The organism is Pseudomonas sp. HLT2-19-2, assembly GCF_054898005.1.
This window is the reverse complement of the sequence record NZ_CM142712.1, coordinates 861,698-883,567: the sequence shown is the minus strand read 5'-3', so window position 1 is coordinate 883,567 and position 21,870 is coordinate 861,698. Positions and strand designations below refer to the sequence as shown.

17 protein-coding genes are annotated in these 21,870 nt (G+C 59.2%); 5 read left to right on the top strand and 12 right to left on the bottom strand.

Features of this window, described 5'->3' with window-relative positions:
- Positions 1-42: 42 nt before the first annotated feature.
- The 8 genes from ACYZTU_RS04075 to amaB form a co-directional block, all read right to left on the bottom strand.
- Positions 43-810, bottom strand: coding sequence for an SDR family oxidoreductase (locus tag ACYZTU_RS04075; RefSeq protein ID WP_461968202.1), 768 nt, complete (start codon positions 808-810; stop codon positions 43-45).
- Between the two features lie 730 nt (positions 811-1,540).
- Positions 1,541-2,257, bottom strand: a complete 717-nt coding sequence (locus tag ACYZTU_RS04070; protein ID WP_461968200.1) for an ABC transporter ATP-binding protein — start codon at positions 2,255-2,257, stop codon at positions 1,541-1,543.
- The gene (locus tag ACYZTU_RS04065) at positions 2,254-3,129 is read right to left on the bottom strand and encodes an ABC transporter ATP-binding protein (RefSeq protein WP_461968198.1); all 876 of its coding nucleotides are present in this window, start codon (positions 3,127-3,129) and stop codon (positions 2,254-2,256) included. The genes ACYZTU_RS04070 and ACYZTU_RS04065 overlap by 4 nt, the downstream gene beginning before the upstream one ends.
- Positions 3,126-4,409 carry a high-affinity branched-chain amino acid ABC transporter permease LivM gene (gene livM / locus ACYZTU_RS04060; RefSeq protein ID WP_461968196.1) on the bottom strand — a complete coding sequence of 428 codons (1,284 nt, stop codon included), beginning with the start codon at positions 4,407-4,409 and terminating at the stop codon, positions 3,126-3,128. The genes ACYZTU_RS04065 and livM overlap by 4 nt, the downstream gene beginning before the upstream one ends.
- Before the next feature lie 3 nt (positions 4,410-4,412).
- Positions 4,413-5,327: an ABC transporter permease subunit gene (locus ACYZTU_RS04055; protein WP_403142210.1), complete on the bottom strand. Its 915-nt coding sequence runs from the start codon at positions 5,325-5,327 to the stop codon at positions 4,413-4,415.
- A gap of 169 nt (positions 5,328-5,496) precedes the next feature.
- Complete coding sequence (locus ACYZTU_RS04050; protein WP_347804596.1) at positions 5,497-6,630, bottom strand: ABC transporter substrate-binding protein; 1,134 nt, start codon at positions 6,628-6,630, stop codon at positions 5,497-5,499.
- Between the two features lie 364 nt (positions 6,631-6,994).
- Entirely contained in the window at positions 6,995-8,278 is a 1,284-nt protein-coding gene (gene amaA, locus ACYZTU_RS04045) for an L-pipecolate oxidase (protein WP_461968195.1), read from the bottom strand.
- 143 nt (positions 8,279-8,421) lie between these two features.
- Positions 8,422-9,912, bottom strand: coding sequence for an L-piperidine-6-carboxylate dehydrogenase (amaB, locus tag ACYZTU_RS04040; RefSeq protein ID WP_461968193.1), 1,491 nt, complete (start codon positions 9,910-9,912; stop codon positions 8,422-8,424).
- 174 nt (positions 9,913-10,086) lie between these two features.
- On the opposite strand from amaB, the gene ACYZTU_RS04035 reads away from it, so the two are divergent.
- From ACYZTU_RS04035 to nadE, 3 genes are all read left to right on the top strand, one after another.
- Complete coding sequence (locus ACYZTU_RS04035) at positions 10,087-10,998, top strand: LysR family transcriptional regulator (protein ID WP_461968191.1); 912 nt, start codon at positions 10,087-10,089, stop codon at positions 10,996-10,998.
- Between the two features lie 124 nt (positions 10,999-11,122).
- A complete protein-coding gene (gene pncB, locus ACYZTU_RS04030) occupies positions 11,123-12,358 on the top strand; it encodes a nicotinate phosphoribosyltransferase (protein WP_461968189.1) in 1,236 nt (411 codons plus the stop codon).
- Between the two features lie 4 nt (positions 12,359-12,362).
- Positions 12,363-13,190, top strand: a complete 828-nt coding sequence (gene nadE / locus ACYZTU_RS04025) for an ammonia-dependent NAD(+) synthetase (protein ID WP_461968187.1) — start codon at positions 12,363-12,365, stop codon at positions 13,188-13,190.
- A gap of 64 nt (positions 13,191-13,254) precedes the next feature.
- On the opposite strand, the gene azu is transcribed toward nadE, so the two are convergent.
- Positions 13,255-13,701, bottom strand: a complete 447-nt coding sequence (gene azu / locus ACYZTU_RS04020) for an azurin (RefSeq protein WP_282376711.1) — start codon at positions 13,699-13,701, stop codon at positions 13,255-13,257.
- 341 nt (positions 13,702-14,042) lie between these two features.
- Here azu and ACYZTU_RS04015 point away from each other — a divergent pair, with 341 nt between their 5' ends.
- Together ACYZTU_RS04015 and ACYZTU_RS04010 are read left to right on the top strand one after the other, a co-directional pair.
- Positions 14,043-14,630, top strand: coding sequence for an LOG family protein (locus ACYZTU_RS04015; protein WP_461968185.1), 588 nt, complete (start codon positions 14,043-14,045; stop codon positions 14,628-14,630).
- Between the two features lie 68 nt (positions 14,631-14,698).
- Positions 14,699-14,890: a hypothetical protein gene (locus ACYZTU_RS04010; protein ID WP_110660080.1), complete on the top strand. Its 192-nt coding sequence runs from the start codon at positions 14,699-14,701 to the stop codon at positions 14,888-14,890.
- Between the two features lie 89 nt (positions 14,891-14,979).
- Here ACYZTU_RS04010 and ACYZTU_RS04005 read toward each other — a convergent pair whose 3' ends face one another.
- From ACYZTU_RS04005 to ACYZTU_RS03995, 3 genes are all read right to left on the bottom strand, one after another.
- Positions 14,980-15,882: a transglutaminase family protein gene (locus ACYZTU_RS04005; protein ID WP_461968183.1), complete on the bottom strand. Its 903-nt coding sequence runs from the start codon at positions 15,880-15,882 to the stop codon at positions 14,980-14,982.
- The gene (locus tag ACYZTU_RS04000) at positions 15,882-18,368 is read right to left on the bottom strand and encodes a circularly permuted type 2 ATP-grasp protein (RefSeq protein WP_461968182.1); all 2,487 of its coding nucleotides are present in this window, start codon (positions 18,366-18,368) and stop codon (positions 15,882-15,884) included. The genes ACYZTU_RS04005 and ACYZTU_RS04000 overlap by 1 nt, the downstream gene beginning before the upstream one ends.
- An 88-nt stretch (positions 18,369-18,456) precedes the next feature.
- Positions 18,457-21,732: a transglutaminase family protein gene (locus tag ACYZTU_RS03995; protein WP_461968180.1), complete on the bottom strand. Its 3,276-nt coding sequence runs from the start codon at positions 21,730-21,732 to the stop codon at positions 18,457-18,459.
- Between the last annotated feature and the right edge of the window lie 138 nt (positions 21,733-21,870).

The following is a 21,870-nucleotide window of genomic DNA, read 5'->3' as shown; positions in this document are numbered from 1 at the left end:
GATAGCCATCGCGAGCAAGCTCGCGATGGCCGTTACGCGGTCTTAAGCCTTGGCATTACGCTCAATCGCAAACCCGCTCCACGTCTGGCTCACCGGCATCAGTTCCAGGCTGTTGATGTTGATGTGCGCCGGGGCATTGAGCACCCAGAAAATGGTGTCGGCGATGTCTTGCGGCTGAATCGGCTCGGCACCGGCGTAGGTGGCGTTGTAACGCTCCTGATCACCGGCGAAACGCACCAGTGAGAACTCGCTTTCGCACAGGCCAGGCTCGATGTTGCTGACCCGCACGCCCGTACCTTGCAGGTCGCAGCGCAGGTTCAGGGAGAACTGTTTGACGAACGCCTTGCTCGCGCCATACACGTGACTGCCCGGGTACGGGTAGTTGCCGGCGATGGAACCAAGGTTGACGATGCCGGCGCCGCGACCGTGAGCGATCAGGCGTGGTAACAGCAGACGAGTGCTGTACATCAGGCCTTTGATGTTGGTATCGACCATGGTGTCCCAATCGTCGAGGTCGCACTTCGGCGCCGGGTCAACGCCCAGGGCCAGGCCGGCGTTGTTGATCAAGCCGCGTAGTTTGGCGAAGGACGGCGGCAGGTTGGCAATCGCCTCCTCCATGGCCTTGCGATCACGCACGTCGAGCACCACGCCATGGACCTCGGTCTGCTTCGACAACTCGGCGCACAGCGCATTCAGGCGCTCTTCACGACGGCCGGTCAGCACCAGTTTCCAGCCAGCCTCGGCAAAACGACGGGCGCAGGCTTCACCAAAACCGGAGGTCGCGCCGGTAATAAACAGGGTGTTGGACATCGTGTTCTCCTTGCTTCGGCTGATCGGCAGCCACTGGAATAGAAAATCAGCAGGCAGCATGCCCGGCCTTGCCCACAGCGGCAACTACTGCACCAGCTGTACAAAAAACGACCAAACCTTGCGATCCCTTGCACGCCGTGGCTTTCAGCCATGTGCGCGCACCTTATCCACAGGCCGGTCCACAGTTTCCGGGGGCAAGTGGAAAAGCTGTAAGCCGCTGTGCACAAGGCTTTGCAGGCAAATTGGAAATTTTTTTGCTTGACCCTGGAATGCCGCCTGTGTTGCTCATGGCATTTTGCACGATTGACCGGCCCCACCGACGATGGCGCCAAGCCAGTAACTACGGCCTTCAGCCGAGTCTTTCCAGAGTTTAACCACAGACTTATCCACAGGTAGCTCCCGCACATTTCAGCCTACTTTCGTCACCAACAAAAAGGTTGACAAAGCCCGCTCACGGCCCCGCAAAAACGCCTGATCAAAAAACAACCACAACTCTACAAGCCACGGTTTCAAAGGCTTTCAGCCAGCTACTCCCACGTTATTCACAGCCAGCTCCACAGCAAACGGGGACAAGTCAAAACCGTGACAAAACAACTATTTGCAGCGTCTTTATGTCGCGCTTTGAGAGCTTGTGAATATTGTTTTCCACAATTTCAAAAAACCTTTACGACCGGCATAAAAAAACGCCCTGACGTGGATTCGTCAGGGCGTTTTTTATGCGCTCAGCAGTTTAGTGGCCGCCGAGATAAGCGTTACGCACTTCCTCGTTAACCAGCAGTTCCTTGCCGGTGCCAGTGAGGCGGATCTCACCGTTGACCATCACATACGCCCGGTCCGACAGTTTGAGGGCGTGGTTGGCATTCTGCTCCACCAGGAAGATGGTCATGCCGGTACTCGCCAGTTCCCGCAGGGTCGCGAAGATCTGTTTCACCACAATCGGTGCCAGCCCCAGGCTCGGCTCATCGAGCAACAGCAATTTTGGACGGCTCATCAGCGCGCGGGCGATGGCGAGCATTTGCTGTTCGCCGCCGGACATGGTCATGGCCCGCTGGGTACGCCGTTCCTTGAGCCGCGGAAACAGCTCGAACATGCGCTGCATGTCCTCGGTGGCGTACTTGTCACCGATAGGGATGGTACCCATCAACAGGTTTTCCTCGACGGTCATGTCGGGGAATACCCGCCGGCCTTCCGGCGATTGAGCGATACCGTGGGAGGCGATGTAGTGGGACGACTTATGGGTGATATCTACACCCTGATAAATGATCTGCCCGTCCGCCGCCCTCGGCTGACCGAAGATCGACATCAGCAATGTCGACTTGCCAGCGCCGTTGGAGCCGATCAGGCTGACGGTTTCACCTTCGTTGATGGACAGCGAGACTTTCTTCAGGGCCTGGATCGGCCCGTAAAACACGTCCAGTTCCTTGAGTTCGAGGATGGGTTGGCTCATAGCACCACTTCCTCTTCATCGGCGCCCAGATAGGCCGCAATCACTTTCGGATCGCGGCGTATATCGTCGGGGCCGCCCTCGGCGATGACGATCCCGTGGTCCAGTACCACGATGTGGTCAGAAATGCTCATTACCATGCCCATGTCGTGTTCGATCAGCACCACGGTCAGATCGTGCTCGTCGCGCAGCAGCCGGATCATCGCGCTCAGCGCTTCGGTTTCCTGAGGGTTGAGGCCAGCGGCCGGTTCGTCGAGGCAGATGATCTGCGGACGGGTACACATGGCCCGGGCGATTTCCAGACGGCGCTGCTGGCCGTAGGACAGTTCACCGGCCAGACGGTTGGCGCAGTCCACCAGGTCGACGACTTCCAGCCAGTAGAAGGCGTGGTCCAACGCATCGCTTTCGGCCTTGCGGTAGCCCTTTGTGTTGAAGATACCGGCCAGCAGGTTGCGGTTGACCCACATGTGTTGGGCCACCAGCAGGTTTTCCAGCACCGACATTTCCTTGAATAGGCGAATGTTCTGGAACGTCCGCGCCAGGCCGGCCCGGTTCACCAGATGGGTGCCGCCGAACATTTTGTAGTACATCCGGCTGGCGAAAGATTTCGGCGAGACGAAATCGGTCGGTTTGAACGATTCACCCAGCAGCTTGATGACATTGGTCTCCTCACCGCGAATGTTAAGTTCGATTTTGCCGCCGGAGGCTTTGTAGAACCCGGTCAGACAGTTGAACACCGTGGTCTTGCCGGCGCCGTTGGGGCCGATCAGGGCGAAAATCGAATTGCGGTGCACCTTCAGGCTGACATCACTCAGCGCCTTGATGCCACCGAAGTGCATCATCAGCTTCTCTACCGAGAGTACGACTTCGCTCATGGCGCTACTCCTTTACGCGGTGTCACACCGGTACGGCTGATCCGAATCAGGCCGCGCGGTCGCCAGATCATCATCAACACCATCAGGATGCCGAACAGCAGCACGCGATATTCCGCGAAACCACGCAGCAGTTCCGGGGCGACGGTCAGCACGAATGCCGCAATCACCACGCCGATGGTCGAGCCCATGCCGCCGAGTACAACGATGGCGAGAATCAGGGCCGATTCGAAAAAAGTGAACGAGGTTGGGTTGACGAAGCCTTGATAGGTGGCGAAGAACACACCGGCCAGACCGGCAGTCGATGCACCGATGGTAAATGCCGAAAGCTTGACCAGAACGTGGTTAAGGCCCATGGAGCGGCAAGCAATTTCGTCTTCACGCAAGGCTTCCCAGGCGCGACCGACCGGCATGCGGGTCAAACGGTGCTTGACGTACAGCACGGCCAGCACCACCAGGAACAACACCGCGTAGATGAAGAAGTACTTCACGTCCGGGTTATAGGCGATGCCGAAAAACTCATGAAACGGCACCCCGCCCTCTTTAGCCCTTTTGCCGAACTCGAGGCCGAAGAAGGTCGGCAATGGAGCCGCCATACCATTCGGGCCACCGGTCAGGGACAGCCAGTTATTGAGGATCAACCGGATGATTTCACCGAAGCCCAGGGTCACGATTGCCAGGTAGTCACCGTGCAGGCGCAACACCGGAAAACCGAGAATGCAGCCGGCAAGGCCAGCGATGATCGCCGCCAGCGGCAGCACCGTCCAGAAGCCCAAGCCAAGGTATTGGTAACCGAGCGCCAACCCATAAGCACCGATGGCGTAGAACGCCACGTAACCCAGGTCGAGCAGGCCGGCCAGACCGACCACGATGTTCAGCCCCAGGCCCAGCAGCACGTAGATCAGCCCGAGGATGACCACGCCCAGCAGGTAGGAGTTGGAGAAAAACGGGAACACCACGGCTACGACGATCAACACCGGAATGATCCAGCGCAACCGGGATTTGTAGTCAGGCGGCAATACATGCACCCCGGAACCGGTGCTTTCAAAGCCTTCGAGAATTCTCAGGCCCTTGGGGGTTTGCAGGAACAGGCTCAAGGCGAAGCGGCCCGCCATGACGATGGCGACAATCGCCGCCACACGGGTCGTTTCCAGGTTGAAGCCATAGCCATCGAGGACCACGCCGACAATCGGGCCGAACACAATCAGGGCGACAAGGCCGGCAAGAATCGCGTCAACCAGGCTTCTTTTAAGATCAATGGTTTTTTTAGTGGTTGAAGACATCGCTTACACCTTCGACACAAGAGGACGGCCGAGCAGGCCTTGGGGCCGAAAGACCAGAACGAGAACGAGCAGCGAGAAGCTGAAAACGTCTTTGTAGTCCGAGTTCACCAGACCTGAGAACAACGACTCGGAAATCCCGAGAATGATCCCGCCGAGCATCGCACCGGGTAGCGAGCCAATCCCGCCGAGTACCGCTGCGGTGAACGCTTTGATCCCGATGATGAAGCCGGCGTAGAAGTCGAACGTGCCGTAGTTCATGGTGATCAGCACGCCGGCCAGGGCCGCCATCGCTGCACCGATGATGAACACGTAGGAAATCACCCGATCGGTGTTGATCCCCAGAATCGAGGCCATCTTGCGATCTTGCTGGGTAGCGCGGCACATGCGGCCGAGCTTGGTGTACTTGATGACGTAGGTCAGCAGGGCCATCCCGGCAAACGCTGCGATCAGAATGAAGATTTTGGTGTAGGTCAACTGCACAAAACCTGTACCGATTTCGACGCGCCAGGCACCCGTGAGCAAGGTCGGAACCCCTTGTTGCTTCGCGCCTTGGGCGATCTGTGCATAGTTTTGCAGGATCAGCGAAATGCCGATGGCGCTGATCAGCGGTGCCAGTCGGGTGGAGTTACGCAGGGGTTTATAGGCAACCCGTTCGATGACCCAGCCATACACCGCCGTGACGATGATGGTGAAGATCAGTGTGCCAAGCATCAGCAGAGGGAAGGATTCAATACCGAAGTATGCCAGCAGAGCCAGACTGATCGCCGCTAGGTAAGCAGAGATCATGTAAACCTCGCCATGGGCGAAGTTGATCATGCCGATGATGCCATAGACCATTGTGTAGCCGATGGCGATCAGGCCATAGACCGACCCGAGGGTCAGGCCGTTGACCAGTTGCTGCAGGAAAATACCATCCATAACGCAATCTCACGCATTTGAGAGACTGCACAGAAGCCGAGTACGACGGACCGGGGTTCAGCCGCCGACGCAAGCGGGTTGTGTGCAGCTCTACGAGAAAAGACAGGTACTGCACGGACATGTTCTTGATTGCCCGGCGCACAAGGCGCCGGGCAATCAGCCGTTCATATCACTTCTGTTTTTCCAGTTGGTGGTATTTGCCATCCTTGTCCCACTGGTAAACCACGTAGTCGGAGACTTTCAGGTCGCCCTTGGAATCCCAAGCCTTGTCGCCCATCACGGTTTTGACCGTGTTGGCTTTCAGCCATTTGGCAGCTTCTTCGCCTTTGTTGGATTTGGCACCATTGAAGGCAGCTGCCAGGGTCTGAACCGAAGCGTAGGCGTACAGGGTGTAGCCTTCAGGCTCGGTACCGGCTTTACGGAACGCGTCAACCACGGTCTTGCTGTCTGGCAGCATGCGCGGGTCAGCGCCGAAGGTCATCAGTACGCCGTCGACGAATTGCGGGCCACCCGCGGTGGTCACCAGTTCGTCGGTGACGATGCCGTCATCGGACATGAACTTGACGTCTTTGAGGCCTTGCTCACGCAGTTGGCGAACCAGAGGACCGGCTTCCGGGTGCAGACCACCAAAGTAGACGACGTCGGCGCCAGCGCCGCGGATTTTGGTAACGATGGTGCTGAAGTCTTTTTCGCCACGGGTCAGGCCTTCGTACAGCACCGGCTTCACGCCGCGTTTTTCCAGCTGGGCCTTAGTAGCGTCCGCCAGGCCTTGGCCGTAGGTGTCCTTGTCATGCAGGACGACGACTTTCTTGCCCTTGAGCACGTCGACGATGTAGTCACCGGCCACGATGCCTTGCTGGTCGTCACGCCCGCACATACGGAACATGGCACTCAGGCCGCGCTCGGTAACCGCTGGGTTGGTGGAACCCGGAGTGATCGCGATAATGCCCGCTTCGTCGTAGATCTCCGAAGCCGGGATCGTCGAGGAGGAGCAGAAGTGACCGACAACGCCAGCGACTTTCTGGTTGGTCAGGTCCTTGGCGACCGTCACAGCCTGTTTCGGTTCGCAGGCGTCATCGCCCTTGACCAGTACGATTTTTTCCCCGTTTACGCCGCCCGCTGCGTTGACCGCATCGGCCGCAGCCTGTGCACCCTTCATGTATTGCTCGCCAAATGCCGCGTTGGCGCCTGTCATCGGCCCCGCCACACCAATTTTCACATCAGCCTGTGCAAACGCAGACACACCCAACGCAGTTGCCACTGCGAGGGCCAAAAAGCCTTTCTTGTAAAACGTCTGGGACATGAGGTGGTGCTCCAAGGTTTTTTTTAGTTGGCACTGCGACTTCACTGAATGCTCAGAGCAAGGGCCGTGCCATCGGTTTTTTATTCTGAAAAAAGTCGCTGCTTTATTGTTATTTCGACTGTTTTGATCCCATTTTCATTGGGCGTGCAACCGTCTAAACCGCGGAAGGTGAAACCATTTATTTTTAAAGGCGCAACCCGAGCGCGCCATCATTGCAACCGCGGCGCCAAACGATGTGCAACCAGCCTGTAACAACGTGCGTCACCGAAGTGCACACTGCTGGAGCGGGACTGCTACAACCCGCACCTTTTACAGGCTAGTCGCTGCGCGAAAAAGCGCCGCTTTCAGCAACAAATTTCAACAATCAAATAACGATCCGCAAGCACTGGCCTGCGTGATACAGCGAGAATCCGGCCTCGTACAAACAGCTGCGCAATCCCGCGCCCGCCAATGGCTGCATGGGTGCAAAGGGAATCGGTAGCGCTTGAGGATTACCGTCACACAAATAATCGGCAAAGGCTTTGCCGACCACAGTGCCAGTCGTAACGCCCCGGCCGTTGTAGCCGGTGACTGCCACTAAACCGGGCGCCGGCTCGAACAAACGCATCAAGTGATCGGGGGTGAAGGCAATGCAACCGGTCCAGGTGCACTCCCATTCCACCGGTTTGAGGTAAGGGAAATAGTGCTGCTGAACCCGGTCAGCCCAGGCCTTGAGGAACCAGGTCGGCTTCTGATTGCCATTACCGAGGCTCCCGAGCAGCAGGCGACCGTCTTTATCTCGACGAATACTGCTGAGTACCTGACGGGTGTCCCAGGAGCCTTGGCCACCGGGGAGAATTTGCTGCGCAGCCTCTTCGGTCAGCGGGACCGAGGCCACTTGATAGTAATAACCGGGGAAGAAGTTGCGCCGCAATTCTGTCCAGTCACCTTCGGTGTAAGCATTCGAGGCAATCACGACCTGCTCGGCAAGCACCGACCCCTGAGCGGTTTGTACCGACCAGCGTTGGCCCTGACGTTCGAGCCGGGTCACCGGGGAATGATCGAACAACTGACCGCCGAGAACGATGGCCGCTTTGGCCAGCCCCGTCGTGTAAGCCATTGGGTTGAGGGTGCCAGCACGTCGATCGAGCAGTGCAGCGGCAATCTTTTGGGTGCCCGTTGCCTGTTCGCATGCCTGACCGGTCAGCAGTTCGACCGGCGCGCCGCGACGTTTCCATTGTTCCTCACGACTGCGCAAGTCCGCTTCGCCACGGGCGTTGTGCGCCATGTGCAGCGTGCCTTCGCGGCGTAGCTGGCAATCGATGTTGTATTTGTCGATCAGGCTGAACACCAAGGACGGTGCCGCACCCAGCATGCGATTGAGCTGACTGCCGATCGCCTCACCGAAACCGGCTTCGATCTCGTCCGGTGGAATCCACATTCCGGCATTGACCAGCCCGACGTTGCGCCCCGAACCGCCATGACCGGCGCGATGAGCTTCCAGTACGCAGACACTTTTGCCTTTTTCCAGCAGATGAACCGCCGCCGACAGACCGGTGAAACCGGCGCCGATGACGCAGACATCAGCCTTAAACTCGCCGTTGAGCAACCCGTTGTCGGGCCTTTGCGGCGTCAGTTTTTCCCACAGACACTCTTCGCGTAACGGCATTGCCAGACTCCAACAGAAACCTAACAAACAACAAAGCAAAAGCTTCGCGGGCAAGCCTCGCTCCTACGGTTTTTTGTGTTGTGTCGCAATTGTGGCCACAAACACGGTCCTGTAGGAGCGAGGCTTGCCCGCGAAGAGGCCTATCAGTCGAAGGTAATACCCTGAGCCAACGGCAACTCCAGCGAATAGTTCACGGTATTCGTCTGACGGCGCATGTAGCCGCGCCATGCATCGGAGCCGGATTCACGACCGCCGCCCGTTTCTTTCTCACCGCCAAACGCCCCGCCGATTTCCGCGCCGCTCGGGCCGATATTGACGTTGGCGATGCCGCAGTCGCTGCCCACCGCCGACATGAACTGCTCGGCTTCACGCACGTCAATGGTGAAAATGCACGACGACAAGCCTTGTGGCACGGCGTTGTTCAGGCGCAAGGCCTCGTCGAAATCCTCGTAACCGACCACGTATAGAATTGGCGCGAAGGTTTCGCTGCAGACCACATCGCTCTGCTCCGGCATTTCAACGATGGCCGGCGAGACGTAATAAGCGTTAGGAAATTTGTCTTCCAGTTGGCGCTTGCCGCCGAACACCCGGCCGCCTTCGCTCAAGGCCTGCTCAAGCGCATCCTGCATGTTTTCGAAGCTGTGCTTGTCGATCAGCGGACCAATCAGGTTGCCTTCCAGTGGGTTGCCGATGCGCACTTTGGAGTAAGCGGCTTTCAGGCGGGTGACGATTTCTTCTTTCACCGATTCATGGGCAATCAGACGGCGCAGCGTGGTGCAACGCTGACCGGCGGTGCCGACGGCGCTGAACAGGATTGCCCGTACGGCCATGTCCAGGTCGGCGCTTGGGCCGAGGATCATTGCGTTGTTACCGCCCAGTTCCAGAATGCTGCGAGCGAAACGTGCGGCGATTTTCGGCGCCACTTCGCGGCCCATGCGGGTGCTGCCGGTGGCGCTGATCAGCGCGACACGCGGGTCATCGACCAGGGCTTCGCCGGCATCGCGACCGCCGATGATGACTTGGCTAAGGTGCGGTGGCGCGTCGCTGAAGTTCTTCAGTACACGGTCGAACAGCGCCTGGCAGGCCAGTGCGGTCAGTGGGGTTTTTTCCGACGGTTTCCAGATCACCGGATTGCCGCAGACCAGTGCCAGCGCGGTGTTCCAGGCCCAGACCGCCACCGGGAAGTTGAACGCGCTGATGACGCCAACAATGCCCAGCGGATGCCAGGTTTCGCGCATGTGGTGGCCAGGACGCTCGGAAGCGATGGTCAAACCGTACAGCTGACGGGACAGGCCGACGGCGAAATCGCAGATGTCGATCATTTCCTGAACTTCACCCAGACCTTCCTGAGTGATCTTGCCGGCTTCCCAGGACACCAACTCGCCGAGGTCGGCCTTGTACTCACGCAGGATATCGCCCAGTTGACGAACCAGTTCACCACGACGCGGCGCCGGGACCTTGCGCCACAGTTCGAACGCATGATCTGCACGACTGATGTGCTGCTCGACTTCAGCGGCGCCTTCCCAGTTCACGGCGGCAATCTGGCTGCCATCGATCGGCGAATGCACCGGCACTTTGCCGTTCTGGTACAGGGCCGGGTTCACACCAAGACGATCAAGCAATGCGGCAACCATGGGTCACTCCTCAAGCAAAAAACAGAATGTGTGCAGCCGGAAAATAACGACTGATCAGACCTGTAGTTTTAGCGCTCCGGAGGTTACCCAACAAACGACCTTTAAGAGAGATATCATTCCGTTTATTCATGCTGCGAATTGCTGATAAGAAAGAAACAAGAAAAAGGACAACCCATGCTGAATAAACGCTACCTGCCGTCGATCACTGCACTGCAGTGTTTCGAGGCAGTAACCCGGCATTTGAGCTTCACCCGGGCCGCCGAAGAGCTGAACCTGACCCAGAGCGCTGTCAGCAAACAGGTCGCGCAACTCGAAGAATTGTTGCAGCACCTGCTGTTCCGCCGGGTACGTCGACGCCTGCAAATGACTCCGGCCGGTGACTTGTACCTGGTGGAGGTACGAAAAATCCTCACACAAGTCGAGATGTCGACTCACTACCTGCGCTCCTACGGCGGTGAAACCGAAGTCCTGCGCGTCTCGACGCCTCCGACCTTCGGCGCTCGCTGGCTAGTGCCACGCTTGAAGGGTTGGCGTCTGCGCCATCCCTCGATCCATCTGGACTTGTGCAGCGAGCATGAAGCCGACGATCTGCTGCAAGGTCGCAGCGACCTGGCGTTCTACTTCGGCCAGGGCTCTCGACCCGGCACTGAGTGCCTGAAGCTGTTCGGCGAAGAGTTGGTGCCGGTCTGCGCTCCGGGCAGCCTGCCGGACACACCCTTCACCGATCCCACGCAACTCACCGACCTGGTCCTGCTGCAAAACGCCTCCCGGCCCCAAGCCTGGCACGACTGGTTCGACAGTCAGGGCTACCACACCGAACACAGCTACCACGGCCCGCGTTTCGAAACCTTTTATATGTGCATCCGCGCAGCCCAGGTCGGCTGCGGAGTGGCGCTGTTGCCACGATTTCTGGTGGAAGAGGAATTGGCCGACGGCAAACTGGTCATACCCTGGCAGCACGCGATGCCCAGCACCGATGCCTATTACCTGGCGTATCCGGAGCATTCGGCGGAAGTGCCCAAGGTGCGGGATTTTGTGAAGTGGATGCTGGAGCAGATCGACAATCCGGATGCGCCAGCGCATTGAGCCCTTGCACCAGCGTCCAAAAAAAACTGGCAATCCTTGTCCCTGATATGCGCCACTAGCCCCATTCATTGAAACAGCTGCAATGTCGCTGCCACGGGCCGCGTCCAGCCTGGAGATCCCCGTTATGAGCGAGAGCGTGTTTGGCGATCGCATCGTGCAGAACCTGCTCGACACCGACTTCTACAAACTGACGATGATGCAGGCGGTGCTGCACAACTACCCGAACGTGGAAGTCGAATGGGAATTTCGTTGCCGTAACAGCGAAGATTTGCGCCCGTACCTGGCGGAGATTCGTTTCCAGATCGAACGCCTCGCCGAGTTGAGCCTAAGTGTCGACCAGTTGAGTTTCATGGAGCGCATCAGCTTCATGAAGCCGGATTTCCTGCGCTTTCTCGGATTGTTCCGCTTCAATCTGCGCTACGTCCATACCGGCATCGAAAACGGCGAGCTGTTCATCCGCCTGCGCGGGCCATGGCTGCACGTGATCCTGTTCGAAGTGCCGCTGTTGTCCATCGTCAGCGAGGTGCGCAACCGCTATCGCTACCGTGAGATCGTGCTGGAGCAGGCGCGCGAACAGCTCTATCGCAAGTTCGACTGGTTGACTGCCAACGCCAACGCAGACGAATTGTCTGAACTGCAGGTAGCCGATTTCGGCACTCGTCGTCGCTTCTCGTATCGAGTGCAGGAAGAGGTGGTGAACGTGCTCAAGCACGATTTCCCCGGACGCTTCGTCGGCACCAGCAACGTGCATCTTTCACGGGAGCTGGACATGAAGCCGTTGGGCACCATGGCTCACGAATGGATCATGGCCCACCAGCAACTTGGCCCACGGCTGATCGACAGTCAGATTGCCGCCCTCGATTGCTGGGTCCGCGAGTACCGCGGCCTATTGGGGATCGCCCTCACCGACTGCATCACCACGGATGCCTTTCTCAGCGATTTCGACCTGTACTTCGCCAAGCTCTTTGACGGTTTGCGTCATGATTCGGGTGACCCGGTGCTCTGGGCGGAAAAGGCCATCGCTCACTATCACAAGCTGGGCATCGACCCAATGAGCAAGACGTTGGTGTTCTCCGACAGCCTGACGCTGCCCAAGTCCCTGGAGATTTTTCGGGCATTGCGCGGTCGGATCAATGTCAGCTTTGGCATCGGCACTAACCTGACGTGTGATATTCCGGGTGTCGAACCGATGAGCATCGTGCTTAAAATGGCCGCCTGCAACGGCCAGCCCGTAGCAAAGATTTCCGATGAGCCCGGCAAGACTCACTGCAAAGACCCGAATTTCGTCGCCTATTTGCGACACGTTTTCAAAGTACCTGCCGCCCTTTCCAGTACATCCAGCATTTCTAGCAAGGAGTGAATTCATGCAAGCCGAACAGCGTGAGATTGCTGAACAGCTTAAGGTCCAGCCGCCGTTCGCCGACCAGGCCGCCCTCGAGGCTGAAGTCGCCCGGCGGATTACCTTCGTCCAGGATTGCCTGGTCAATTCCGGGCTCAAGACCCTGGTACTGGGCATCAGCGGCGGCGTCGATTCCCTGACCGCCGGTCTGCTGGCCCAGCGTGCCATGCGCGAACTGCGCACGCGCACCGGCGACAACAGCTACACGTTCATCGCCGTGCGCCTGCCGTACGAAACCCAGTTCGACGAACACGACGCCCAGGCCTCGGTGGACTTCATCGCCCCGGATGAACGCCACACGGTGAACATCGGCCCGGCGGTCAAAGCCCTGGCGAACGAAGTAGCGGCGTTTGAAGGCAAGCATGCGGTCTCGGTGGATTTCGTGCTTGGCAACACCAAGGCGCGGATGCGCATGGTCGCCCAATACACCATCGCCGGCGCGGCCCAGGGCCTGGTGATCGGCACCGACCACGCGGCGGAAGCAGTGATGGGCTTCTTCACCAAATTCGGTGACGGCGCTTGCGACCTCGCGCCCCTGAGCGGTCTGGTGAAAAACCAGGTCAGGGACATCGCCCGCAGCTTCGGCGCGCCGGAGTCGTTGGTGGAAAAAATCCCGACTGCCGACCTTGAAGACCTGTCGCCGGGCAAGCCGGACGAAGCGTCCCACGGGGTGACCTACGCCGAGATCGACGCCTTCCTGCACGGCGAGCCGGTGCGCGATGAAGCATTCAAGATCATCTGCGACACGTACAAAAAGACTCATCACAAGCGAGTGATGCCGTTCGCGCCTTGATTGAGCGAACAACAGGCACAAAAAAAAGCGTCCAGTGGACGCTTTTTTTATGAGTTCAATTTGATTACTTCAGGACAACTGTGCCTTTCATCATCGAGATGTGGCCTGGGAACGAGCAGAAGAAACCGTACTTCTCGCCAGCATCAAGCTTCGACACGTCGAAGGTCACCGAGTCGGTTTCCTTGGCGCCGATGATTTTGGTGTGGGCGATGACGCGTGCGTCGCCTTCAGGCAGGTAACTCTTCTCGATGCCTGCGGCCAGGCCAGCGGTGGCGATCGGCTGCATATCGGCTTCTTTGCTCAGGACCCAGTTATGACCCATGACGTTTTTCGGCAGGTTTCCGGAGTGTTTCAGCTCCACGGTGAACGTCTTGCAGCTCTTGTCGATGCTGATTTCCTTGGTGTCGAAGGACATCTGGTCAGTGGAGTCAACGGTGACTTTGCACTCGGCAGCCATCAATTGGCTGCTGGCCAGTGTCAGCAGGGATACCGCAACAAGTTTGGCAAACATGGTGAATCTCCAAGGCAGGGTTAACATAAAGTGCGAATGGACAGAAGACTGCCTGAAGTCTTCGCAAGTTCCTATGACCTGAATCAAAAATTGTATACAACTTTCGGGCTATGACACCTATCGAAACAATCTACCAGCCAGACGTCTGGGGCAGCCCTATCATCAGGTCGTCATCACTCATCTGGAGCTGTCATGTCCCTTAATAGCCTGTTGTGCAGTTTGCTCGCCGCCTACGCCTGTGGCGCCAGCGGTACCTATGAAACACCTAAACGCGAAGTTTAGACCTTGGAACGCCGCATGCCTGCCTTTACTCTGTGGCAATACTGCCCATGGAGTAAGGCATGTCTTTAGCGTCCGTTTGTGTATTTTGCGGTGCCAGCACCGGCACCCACCCGGCTTATCGTGAAGCGGCTGTCGCCTTGGGGCGAGCATTGGCCGAGCGCAAGCTGACCCTGGTCTATGGCGGCGGTGCCGTCGGGCTGATGGGAATCGTCGCCGACGCTGCGCTGGCGGCCGGTGGTGAAGTGATCGGAATCATCCCGCAAAGCCTCAAAGACAAAGAAGTCGGCCACAGTGGCCTGACTCGCCTGGAAGTGGTCGACGGCATGCATGCGCGCAAGGCGCGGATGGCCGAGCTCAGTGACGCCTTTATCGCCCTGCCCGGTGGCCTGGGCACGCTGGAAGAACTGTTCGAAGTCTGGACCTGGGGGCAGCTCGGTTACCACGGCAAACCGCTGGGGCTGCTGGAAGTGAACGGTTTCTATAGCAAATTGACGGATTTTCTCGATCATATCGTCGGCGAAGGCTTCGTTCGCGAACCGCACCGTGACATGCTGCAAATGAGCGAATCGCCGCAATCTCTGCTCGATGCATTGGACGCCTGGCAGCCGACAGTGGTGCCAAAGTGGATCGAGCAAAAACCCAGCTAACCGCTGGGCATCGATACAGGGCAGAATACGCGCCGCTCAACCTCACCTTCGACCCCAGAGGATCGCCCATGGCTAAACCCAATTATTCCTTCGCCAAACGTCAGAGAGACTTGGCCAAGGAGCAGAAGAAAGAGGAAAAACTTCAGCGCAAGAAAGCTACAGCTGAAGAAGAAGCCGCCGCACTGAACCCGGAAGCAGAGGGTGAAGTGGCCGCAGAAAGTGATGTTGAAGCACCGAAAGATCAGGCGCCCGACGCCTGAGACCCTCAGGGCCCGATGATCTGATCAGGCCCACCGGATCTGTGTCCAGGGTCAGCAACGATGTTGCTGACCCTCACAAATCCCCCGCATCACGAACTACGTTCATCCAACGGCATCACCGTCACCCGAACCTCGGGATCATGGTTGCCGCCGCCGAGAATCACCCCACGCAACGGCGAGACATCGGAGAAATCCCGGCCCCAGGCCAAAGTGATGTGTTCCAGCGCTGGTCGCACGTTGTTGGTCGGGTCGAAATCCACCCAGCCGAGCACCGGGCAAAATACTGATACCCAGGCATGTGAAGCATCGGCGCCGATCAGTCGCGGCTGGCCCGGTGGTGGCTGGGTCAGCAGGTAGCCGCTGATGTAACGAGCCGCCAAACCACGAGAGCGAACGCAAGCAAGCATCAGGTGAGCGAAGTCCTGACAAACGCCGCGCCGGCGCTCCAGCACTTCCACCAGCGGCGTCGCCACCTGAGTCGCTTCGGCATCGAACGTGAACTCGCTGAAGATTTTCTCCATCAGCGCCTGTACACCCAGCATCAGCGGCCGACCCAGTGGAAAGCAGCTTTGCGAGAACTCGACGAAGTTGTGCTTCAAATGCACATAGGGCGATTCGAACCGGTAACGACACGCTTCCAGCAATTGCGGGGAAAGCGGCTGACTGCTGTAGGTCAGCGCGTTGCGGGTTTCTTCCCACGCGGGGGATTGATTGAAATCCAGCGCCGGCCGGGCCAGCACTTCGACGGTGAGCCGGGCATTGACCAGCAATTCATCGTGCGGCCGCTCGAACGCCAACCGGGTCAGCGGATTGCCGAACACATCCAGTTCATCGCGGCGTGATGTCGGGGCGGGACTGATCTGCAATTGCTGTTCGGTGCAGCGCTGCCAGGCACACGCCCGCGGCCACAGGTGCGCGAGCTGCTGAGCCAGAGAGACCGGGCTGTCGTAGTGATAATGGGTGTCGTGGAGAATCTGGTAGTGGGCGCTCATCAGACGGACACCGTGCGCTGGCTGACGTCATCGACATGGGCGAAATGGCGCAAGGCCAGACGATCCGACACTTGCCCGCTGGCGTCGGCGATTTCTTGCAACAGGTCGGCCAGCCCCTCAATGGCCGCCCGAACGCTGGCTGCGCCGAACAGCGGGTTCTCCAGGCATCCCAGATCGAACTGTGCCAAGCGTTCCACCAACTGCGGCAACCCCGCTTCGCGAGGCACGCCGAAGTCATCATTCAAGCGTTTCAAGGTTCGAGTCACCAGTTTCAACTGGAACAGCACGGCGTGGGGGTTCTGCTCGTCGAGCAGCAACAGGTCGAGCACCGGAATCAGTTGCGCCACCGCCAGATACCGCGAGCGGTAAGTGATGCTGCTGTTGCCCAGCTCCAGCAGCCATTCCAGTCCGGCCTGATCGAAAGTACCGGCACCGCGCAGAAATGCCGCCAGGCTGGCGCTGAGAAATTGCAGACGTTCGATCCGGCGGCCGATCATCAGGAAGCGCCAGCCTTCGTCCCGGGTCATGTCGTCGAGGGCGAAACCGGATAACGCCGCCAGGGACATCACCAGACGGTTGAGGAAATCCAGCAATTCGCCGAAATCCGGCTCTTCGGTTTCCAGCTCCATGGCCTCGCGCTGCAACTCCACCAGCGCCTGCCAGTTTTCCCGCGAGAGCTTGCCGCGCACTTGCGAGGCCGCCCACTGCAAACGTTGCAGGTTGGAGCGCAGGCTGAACGGCCAGTCATCGCCGAGCAATGCCGCCAGCAAACGCTCCGGCAACTCGCCTTCATCGGGCAACAACATCAACCGTTCGCCCAGGTCGACCGCCGCCTTCAAGGCTTGCGGGTCATCGCCATCGACATAACGCGCCAGCATGATCCGCAATAACCGCGCACTGTCATCACAGCGCTCGCAGTAACGCCCGAACCAGAACAGATTTTCCACCACCCGCGACGGCAGATACGGATCGCGTCTCACCAGGTCGTGCACGCCGATCGTACGCTGGGTTTTCCATTGCTCGCCGCTCGGCGGGCGATCGCCCAACACCCAGGTGTCTTTGCTCGCGCCACCGCGCTGCATCGACACCACTTCGGCGTCAGCTTCGGCGGCAACGCGGGTGAGGCCGCCGGGCAGCACCCGATAGCCATCACGGCTGGCCACTGCGTACATGCGCATGCCGATGGCCCGGGGTTGCAGGTGACCCTCTTCAGCCTGCCAGATCGGGGCTTGAGAGAGATGAGCCAATTCTTGCGCGACATAGGCATAAGGTCGGGCCTGCATGCGCTCGGCCAGTACCTCACGCTGTTTTTCACTCAAATCACGGCCAAATACCGGATCGAAGCTCTGTGACGGAAAAGCCGGTTTGATCAACAACTCCGGTAATTTTTCCAAGGCCTGATCCAGCACCGGCGCTTCACCGCACCACCAGGTTGCGATGGAGGGCAGAATCAGTTCTTCGCCGAACAGGAATTGATTGATTCTCGGCAGGAATCCCAGCAATCCCGGCGACTCCAGCACACCGCTGCCGAGGGCATTGGCCACCAGCACTCGCCTTTGGCGTACCGCCTCCAGCAATCCCGGCACGCCAAGGGCCGAGTCGGTGCGCAGCTCAAGCGGGTCGCAGAAGTCATCGTCGAGCCGCCGCATGATCGCGTGGACCCGGCGCAATCCGCTCAGGGTTTTCAGGTAGACCGTAGCGTCGCGCACCGTCAGGTCGCCGCCCTCTACCAGTGGATAACCGAGCTGGCGCGCCAGATAGAGGTGTTCGAAATAGCTTTCGTTGAAACGTCCCGGTGTCAGCAGCACGATCAGCGGCGCTTCGTCATCGCTCGGCGCCTGACGGGCCAGGGTTTCCTGAAGCGTGCGGAAGAACCCGGCCAGGTGCTGCACTTTCAAATCGCGGTACAACTCGGGAAAGGCCCGGGACACGATGGTGCGGTTTTCCAAGGCGTAACCGGCGCCGGACGGCGCTTGCGTCCGGTCCGCCGTGACCCACCAGCGACCGTCAGGCGTACGCGCCAGATCCACGGCATACAGATGCAAAAAAGCCCCGTCGGGCGGCGTGGTGCCCTGACAGGGCCAGAGGAAGTTGTTGTGACCGAAAACCAGTTCAGCCGGCAGCAGCCCCTCGGCGATTAACCGTTGCGGCCCGTATAAATCTGCCAGCACAGCATTGAGCAAGCGTGCCCGCTGGGCGATCCCGGCCGACAACTGCTGCCATTCGTCAGCAGCGATCACGTGCGGTAGCAGATCGAGCTCCCACGGCCGATCGGCCCCCTTGGGATCGGCGTAGACGTTATAGGTCACGCCGTTTTCCTGGATCTGCCGGGTCAGCAGGGCCTGACGCTGCACCAATTGTGTTGGCGTGCTGCGCTGCAATTGGTCGAACACCCGACGCCAATGCGGGCGCACGGCGCCGCTGTCGTCGAGCAACTCGTGATAGGTGCCCGCCGTCAGCGGGTAGCGGTCAAGCAGTTCAGGCATGGAAAGCTCGGCAGACAGCAAAGAACAATCAGACTAACGCAGGCTCATGACGCCCGGACATACGAAAAATCCGAGCGTCGCGTACGGTTTAGAAACGTCGTAAATCGAGAGTCATCGGTAGCTCGTCGTTAATTTCCATATTGGGTATAGGAAGTTTCCCCGGCGTATGTCCGATGCGGAAGAAACGCGCCATTCGGCGGCTCTCTGCCTCATTGGCATTCACCGGCAAGCTGTCGTAGTTGCGCCCCCCCGGATGGGCAACGTGGTACTGACAACCACCCAGCGAGCGCTGCATCCAGGTGTCGAGCAGGTCGAACACCAGCGGCGCATGGACCGGGATGGTCGGTTGCAGGCAGTTAGCCGGTTGCCAGGCCCGAAATCGTACGCCAGCCACAAATTCGCCAACCCGCCCGGTGGGTTGCAAGGGCACCGGGATGCCATTGCAGGTCAGCACGTAACGCTGTGGAGACAGGCCAGTGAGTTTGACCTGCAAGCGTTCAAGCGACGAATCCACGTAACGTACCGTGCCGCCAACCGCGCCCTCCTCTCCTAGCACATGCCAAGGCTCCAGCGCCTGGCGCAATTGCAGTTCTATGCCACTGACCGTGTAATCGCCGACCTTGGGGAAACGAAACTCCAGATGCGCCGCAAACCACTCGGCCCGCACCGGATAACCGGCGGCATTAAGGTCGACGATAACGTCGGCAAAATCCTGTTCGATAAAGTGCGGCAACAAGAACCGGTCGTGCAATTCGGTACCCCAGCGCGCCAACTTCGGCGGTGCATAGGGCTCACGCCAAAACCGAGCCACCAGCGCCCGCAGCAACAATTGCTGAGCCAGGCTCATGCGCGCATGGGGCGGCATTTCAAACGCGCGCAATTCGAGCAAACCAAGGCGATCGGTAGCGCCGTCCGGTGAATACAGTTTGTCGATGCAAAACTCGGCACGATGGGTGTTGCCGGTCACGTCGATCAGCAAGTTGCGCAGCAACCGGTCGACCAGCCATGGCGCGCACTCCTCGCCCGATTCTGGCATCTGGGCGAAGGCAATTTCCAACTCGTACAACGCATCGTTGCGTGCTTCGTCGACCCGTGGTGCCTGAGACGTCGGGCCGATGAATAATCCCGAAAACAGGTAGGACAAGGACGGGTGGTTATGCCAGTAGCTGATCAGGCTGCGCAGCAAATCCGGACGGCGCAGAAACGGTGAGTCAGCCGGGGTCGCGCCTCCCAGTACGAAATGATTACCGCCGCCAGTGCCGGTATGCCGGCCATCGATCATGAATTTCTCGGTGGTCAGTCGGGTCTGGCGCGCTTCTTCGTAAAGAAATTCGGTGCGCTCGACCAGTTCATCCCACGTGGCAGACGGCTGAACGTTGACCTCGATCACACCCGGATCGGGCGTGATGCGGAAGTTGCTCAGGCGCGGATCGCTCGGCGGCTCATAGCCTTCCAGCAACACAGGGCAATGCAACTCCTCGGCGGTGGCTTCGATGGCGCTGACCAGTTCCAGGTAATCCTCGACCCGCTCCAGCGGCGGCATGAACAGGTACAACCGCCCTTCGCGTGCTTGCGCGCAGAACGCCGTGCGGGTCAGCCAGTCGGCGGATTCGTCGATTTTTGGCGTGCGTTCATCAGCAACCGCAGGCTCGCCTTGGCTCTGAAGTTGCGCAGTGTCGGGCAGTGCGGGGAAATCCTGATTCGGGTCCACAGGATGAATAAACGGGTAATCCGCCGCTTTCACCCAAGGCTGCGAGCCGAGCGGCAAGCGGTAGCCCAGCGACGAGTCCCCCGGTACCAGTCGGCAGTGTTCGTCGCGCAGATACCACCGACCACTCTGCCATTGATCACCCTTGGCGGTGCGCGCCAGCGGCAGGACCTGACCGATGACCTTGTCCAGGCCCTGGCTGAAGACTTTGCTCAGGCGCGCACGCTCCAAAGGCTCTTTAAGACGTGAGTCTTCGGCGCTGACGTTTTGTGGCAACGTGCCTTCGCGCCAGAGGTAATAGAAGTTGTCTTCGTAGGCCGGAAATACAAACCGTGTGGGGATTTTCAGGCGCTCGGCGACACTCGCCAGAAAACGCCCGGCCAACTCGCCATTGGCCCCGTAGTCTTGCTGCTCATCGGCAATCAGCGCGCTGTTGTGCCAGATCGGCACATCGTCGCGGCGCCAATAACAGTTCAGTGACCAGCGCGGCAATTGCTCGCCGGGGTACCACTTGCCCTGACCGAAATGCACCAGTCCCTTTGGCGCGTAGTGCTTACGCATGCGCTGGAACAATTCGGCGGACAGACGCCGCTTGTCCGGCCCAAGTGCCGCAGTGTTCCATTCGTCGCCGTCCGGATCATCGATGGATACGAAGGTCGGTTCGCCGCCCATGGTCAGGCGCACGTCGCCTTCCAGCAGGTCGACATCAATCTGCCGGCCCAGCGCCTGGATCGCCAGCCATTGATCTTCGGTGTAGGGCTTGGTGACTCGCGGCGCTTCCCAAATCCGCTCCACCGACATTTCGTGGGTGAATTCGCACTCGCACGGTTCAACCAAGCCACTGATCGGTGCCGCAGAGCCCGGATCGGGGCTACAGGCCAACGGAATGTGTCCTTCACCAGCAAACAGCCCTGACGTCGCGTCCAGGCCGATCCAGCCAGCCCCGGGCAAATAGACCTCGCACCAGGCGTGCAGGTCGGTGAAGTCCACGTCGGTGCCCGACGGGCCGTCGAGGCTTTTGACATCCGCGGTGAGCTGGATCAGGTAACCGGAGACAAAACGCGCCGCCAGACCGAGGTTGCGCAGCAGTTGCACCAGCAACCACGCGGAGTCGCGGCAAGAACCGGAGGCATGTTCCAAGGTGTGTTCGGGGGTTTGCACACCTGGCTCCATGCGGATCAGGTAGCCGATGTCTTCGCTCAGGCGCTGATTGAGCGCGACGAGGAAATCGACGCTGGGCAGAGGGGTGCGGTCGATACCGTCCAGGTAAGCCTTGAACTTTGGCGTCAGGGGCAAGGTTTCCAGGTACGGCGCCAGCTCTTTGCGCTCATCCACGGCGTAGGCGAAAGGGATCTTTTCCGCGTAGGGCTCAAGGAAGAAGTCAAAAGGATTGAAGACCGCCATCTCCGCCAGTAGGTCGACTTCGATTCGCAGCTCATCGGTTTTCTCCGGGAACACCAACCGCGCCAGGTAATTGCCCTGGGGATCCTGCTGCCAGTTGATGAAGTGCTGCTCGGGAGAGACTTTCAGCGCGTAGGAAAGTATCCGCGTGCGACTGTGGGCCGCCGGGCGCAGACGAACGATCTGCGGACCGAGCTCGACGGCGCGGTCGTAGCGGTAATGCGTGACGTGGTGCAATGCGACATGGATCGACACGGCGTGCCTCCTGCGAGCCTTAAGCGTATTGGAAAGCGCGCAAGACTTATGCCATCGCGCAGCGCTGGCGCTTTCTCCTGTTGCTTGAGGCAGTACAGCACCAAAATCGGGCGATGCGCGAAACTGGTTGGGAGGAGT

Bases quoted from the DNA above. Each gene is read 5' to 3' on its own strand.
- ACYZTU_RS04075 (WP_461968202.1), bottom strand. From the start codon at position 810: ATGTCCAACACCCTGTTTATTACCGGCGCGACCTCCGGTTTTGGTGAA.
- ACYZTU_RS04070 (WP_461968200.1), bottom strand. From the start codon at position 2,257: ATGAGCCAACCCATCCTCGAACTCAAGGAACTGGACGTGTTTTACGGG.
- ACYZTU_RS04065 (WP_461968198.1), bottom strand. From the start codon at position 3,129: ATGAGCGAAGTCGTACTCTCGGTAGAGAAGCTGATGATGCACTTCGGT.
- livM (WP_461968196.1), bottom strand. From the start codon at position 4,409: ATGTCTTCAACCACTAAAAAAACCATTGATCTTAAAAGAAGCCTGGTT.
- ACYZTU_RS04055 (WP_403142210.1), bottom strand. From the start codon at position 5,327: ATGGATGGTATTTTCCTGCAGCAACTGGTCAACGGCCTGACCCTCGGG.
- ACYZTU_RS04050 (WP_347804596.1), bottom strand. From the start codon at position 6,630: ATGTCCCAGACGTTTTACAAGAAAGGCTTTTTGGCCCTCGCAGTGGCA.
- amaA (WP_461968195.1), bottom strand. From the start codon at position 8,278: ATGCCGTTACGCGAAGAGTGTCTGTGGGAAAAACTGACGCCGCAAAGG.
- amaB (WP_461968193.1), bottom strand. From the start codon at position 9,912: ATGGTTGCCGCATTGCTTGATCGTCTTGGTGTGAACCCGGCCCTGTAC.
- ACYZTU_RS04035 (WP_461968191.1), top strand. From the start codon at position 10,087: ATGCTGAATAAACGCTACCTGCCGTCGATCACTGCACTGCAGTGTTTC.
- pncB (WP_461968189.1), top strand. From the start codon at position 11,123: ATGAGCGAGAGCGTGTTTGGCGATCGCATCGTGCAGAACCTGCTCGAC.
- nadE (WP_461968187.1), top strand. From the start codon at position 12,363: ATGCAAGCCGAACAGCGTGAGATTGCTGAACAGCTTAAGGTCCAGCCG.
- azu (WP_282376711.1), bottom strand. From the start codon at position 13,701: ATGTTTGCCAAACTTGTTGCGGTATCCCTGCTGACACTGGCCAGCAGC.
- ACYZTU_RS04015 (WP_461968185.1), top strand. From the start codon at position 14,043: ATGTCTTTAGCGTCCGTTTGTGTATTTTGCGGTGCCAGCACCGGCACC.
- ACYZTU_RS04010 (WP_110660080.1), top strand. From the start codon at position 14,699: ATGGCTAAACCCAATTATTCCTTCGCCAAACGTCAGAGAGACTTGGCC.
- ACYZTU_RS04005 (WP_461968183.1), bottom strand. From the start codon at position 15,882: ATGAGCGCCCACTACCAGATTCTCCACGACACCCATTATCACTACGAC.
- ACYZTU_RS04000 (WP_461968182.1), bottom strand. From the start codon at position 18,368: ATGCCTGAACTGCTTGACCGCTACCCGCTGACGGCGGGCACCTATCAC.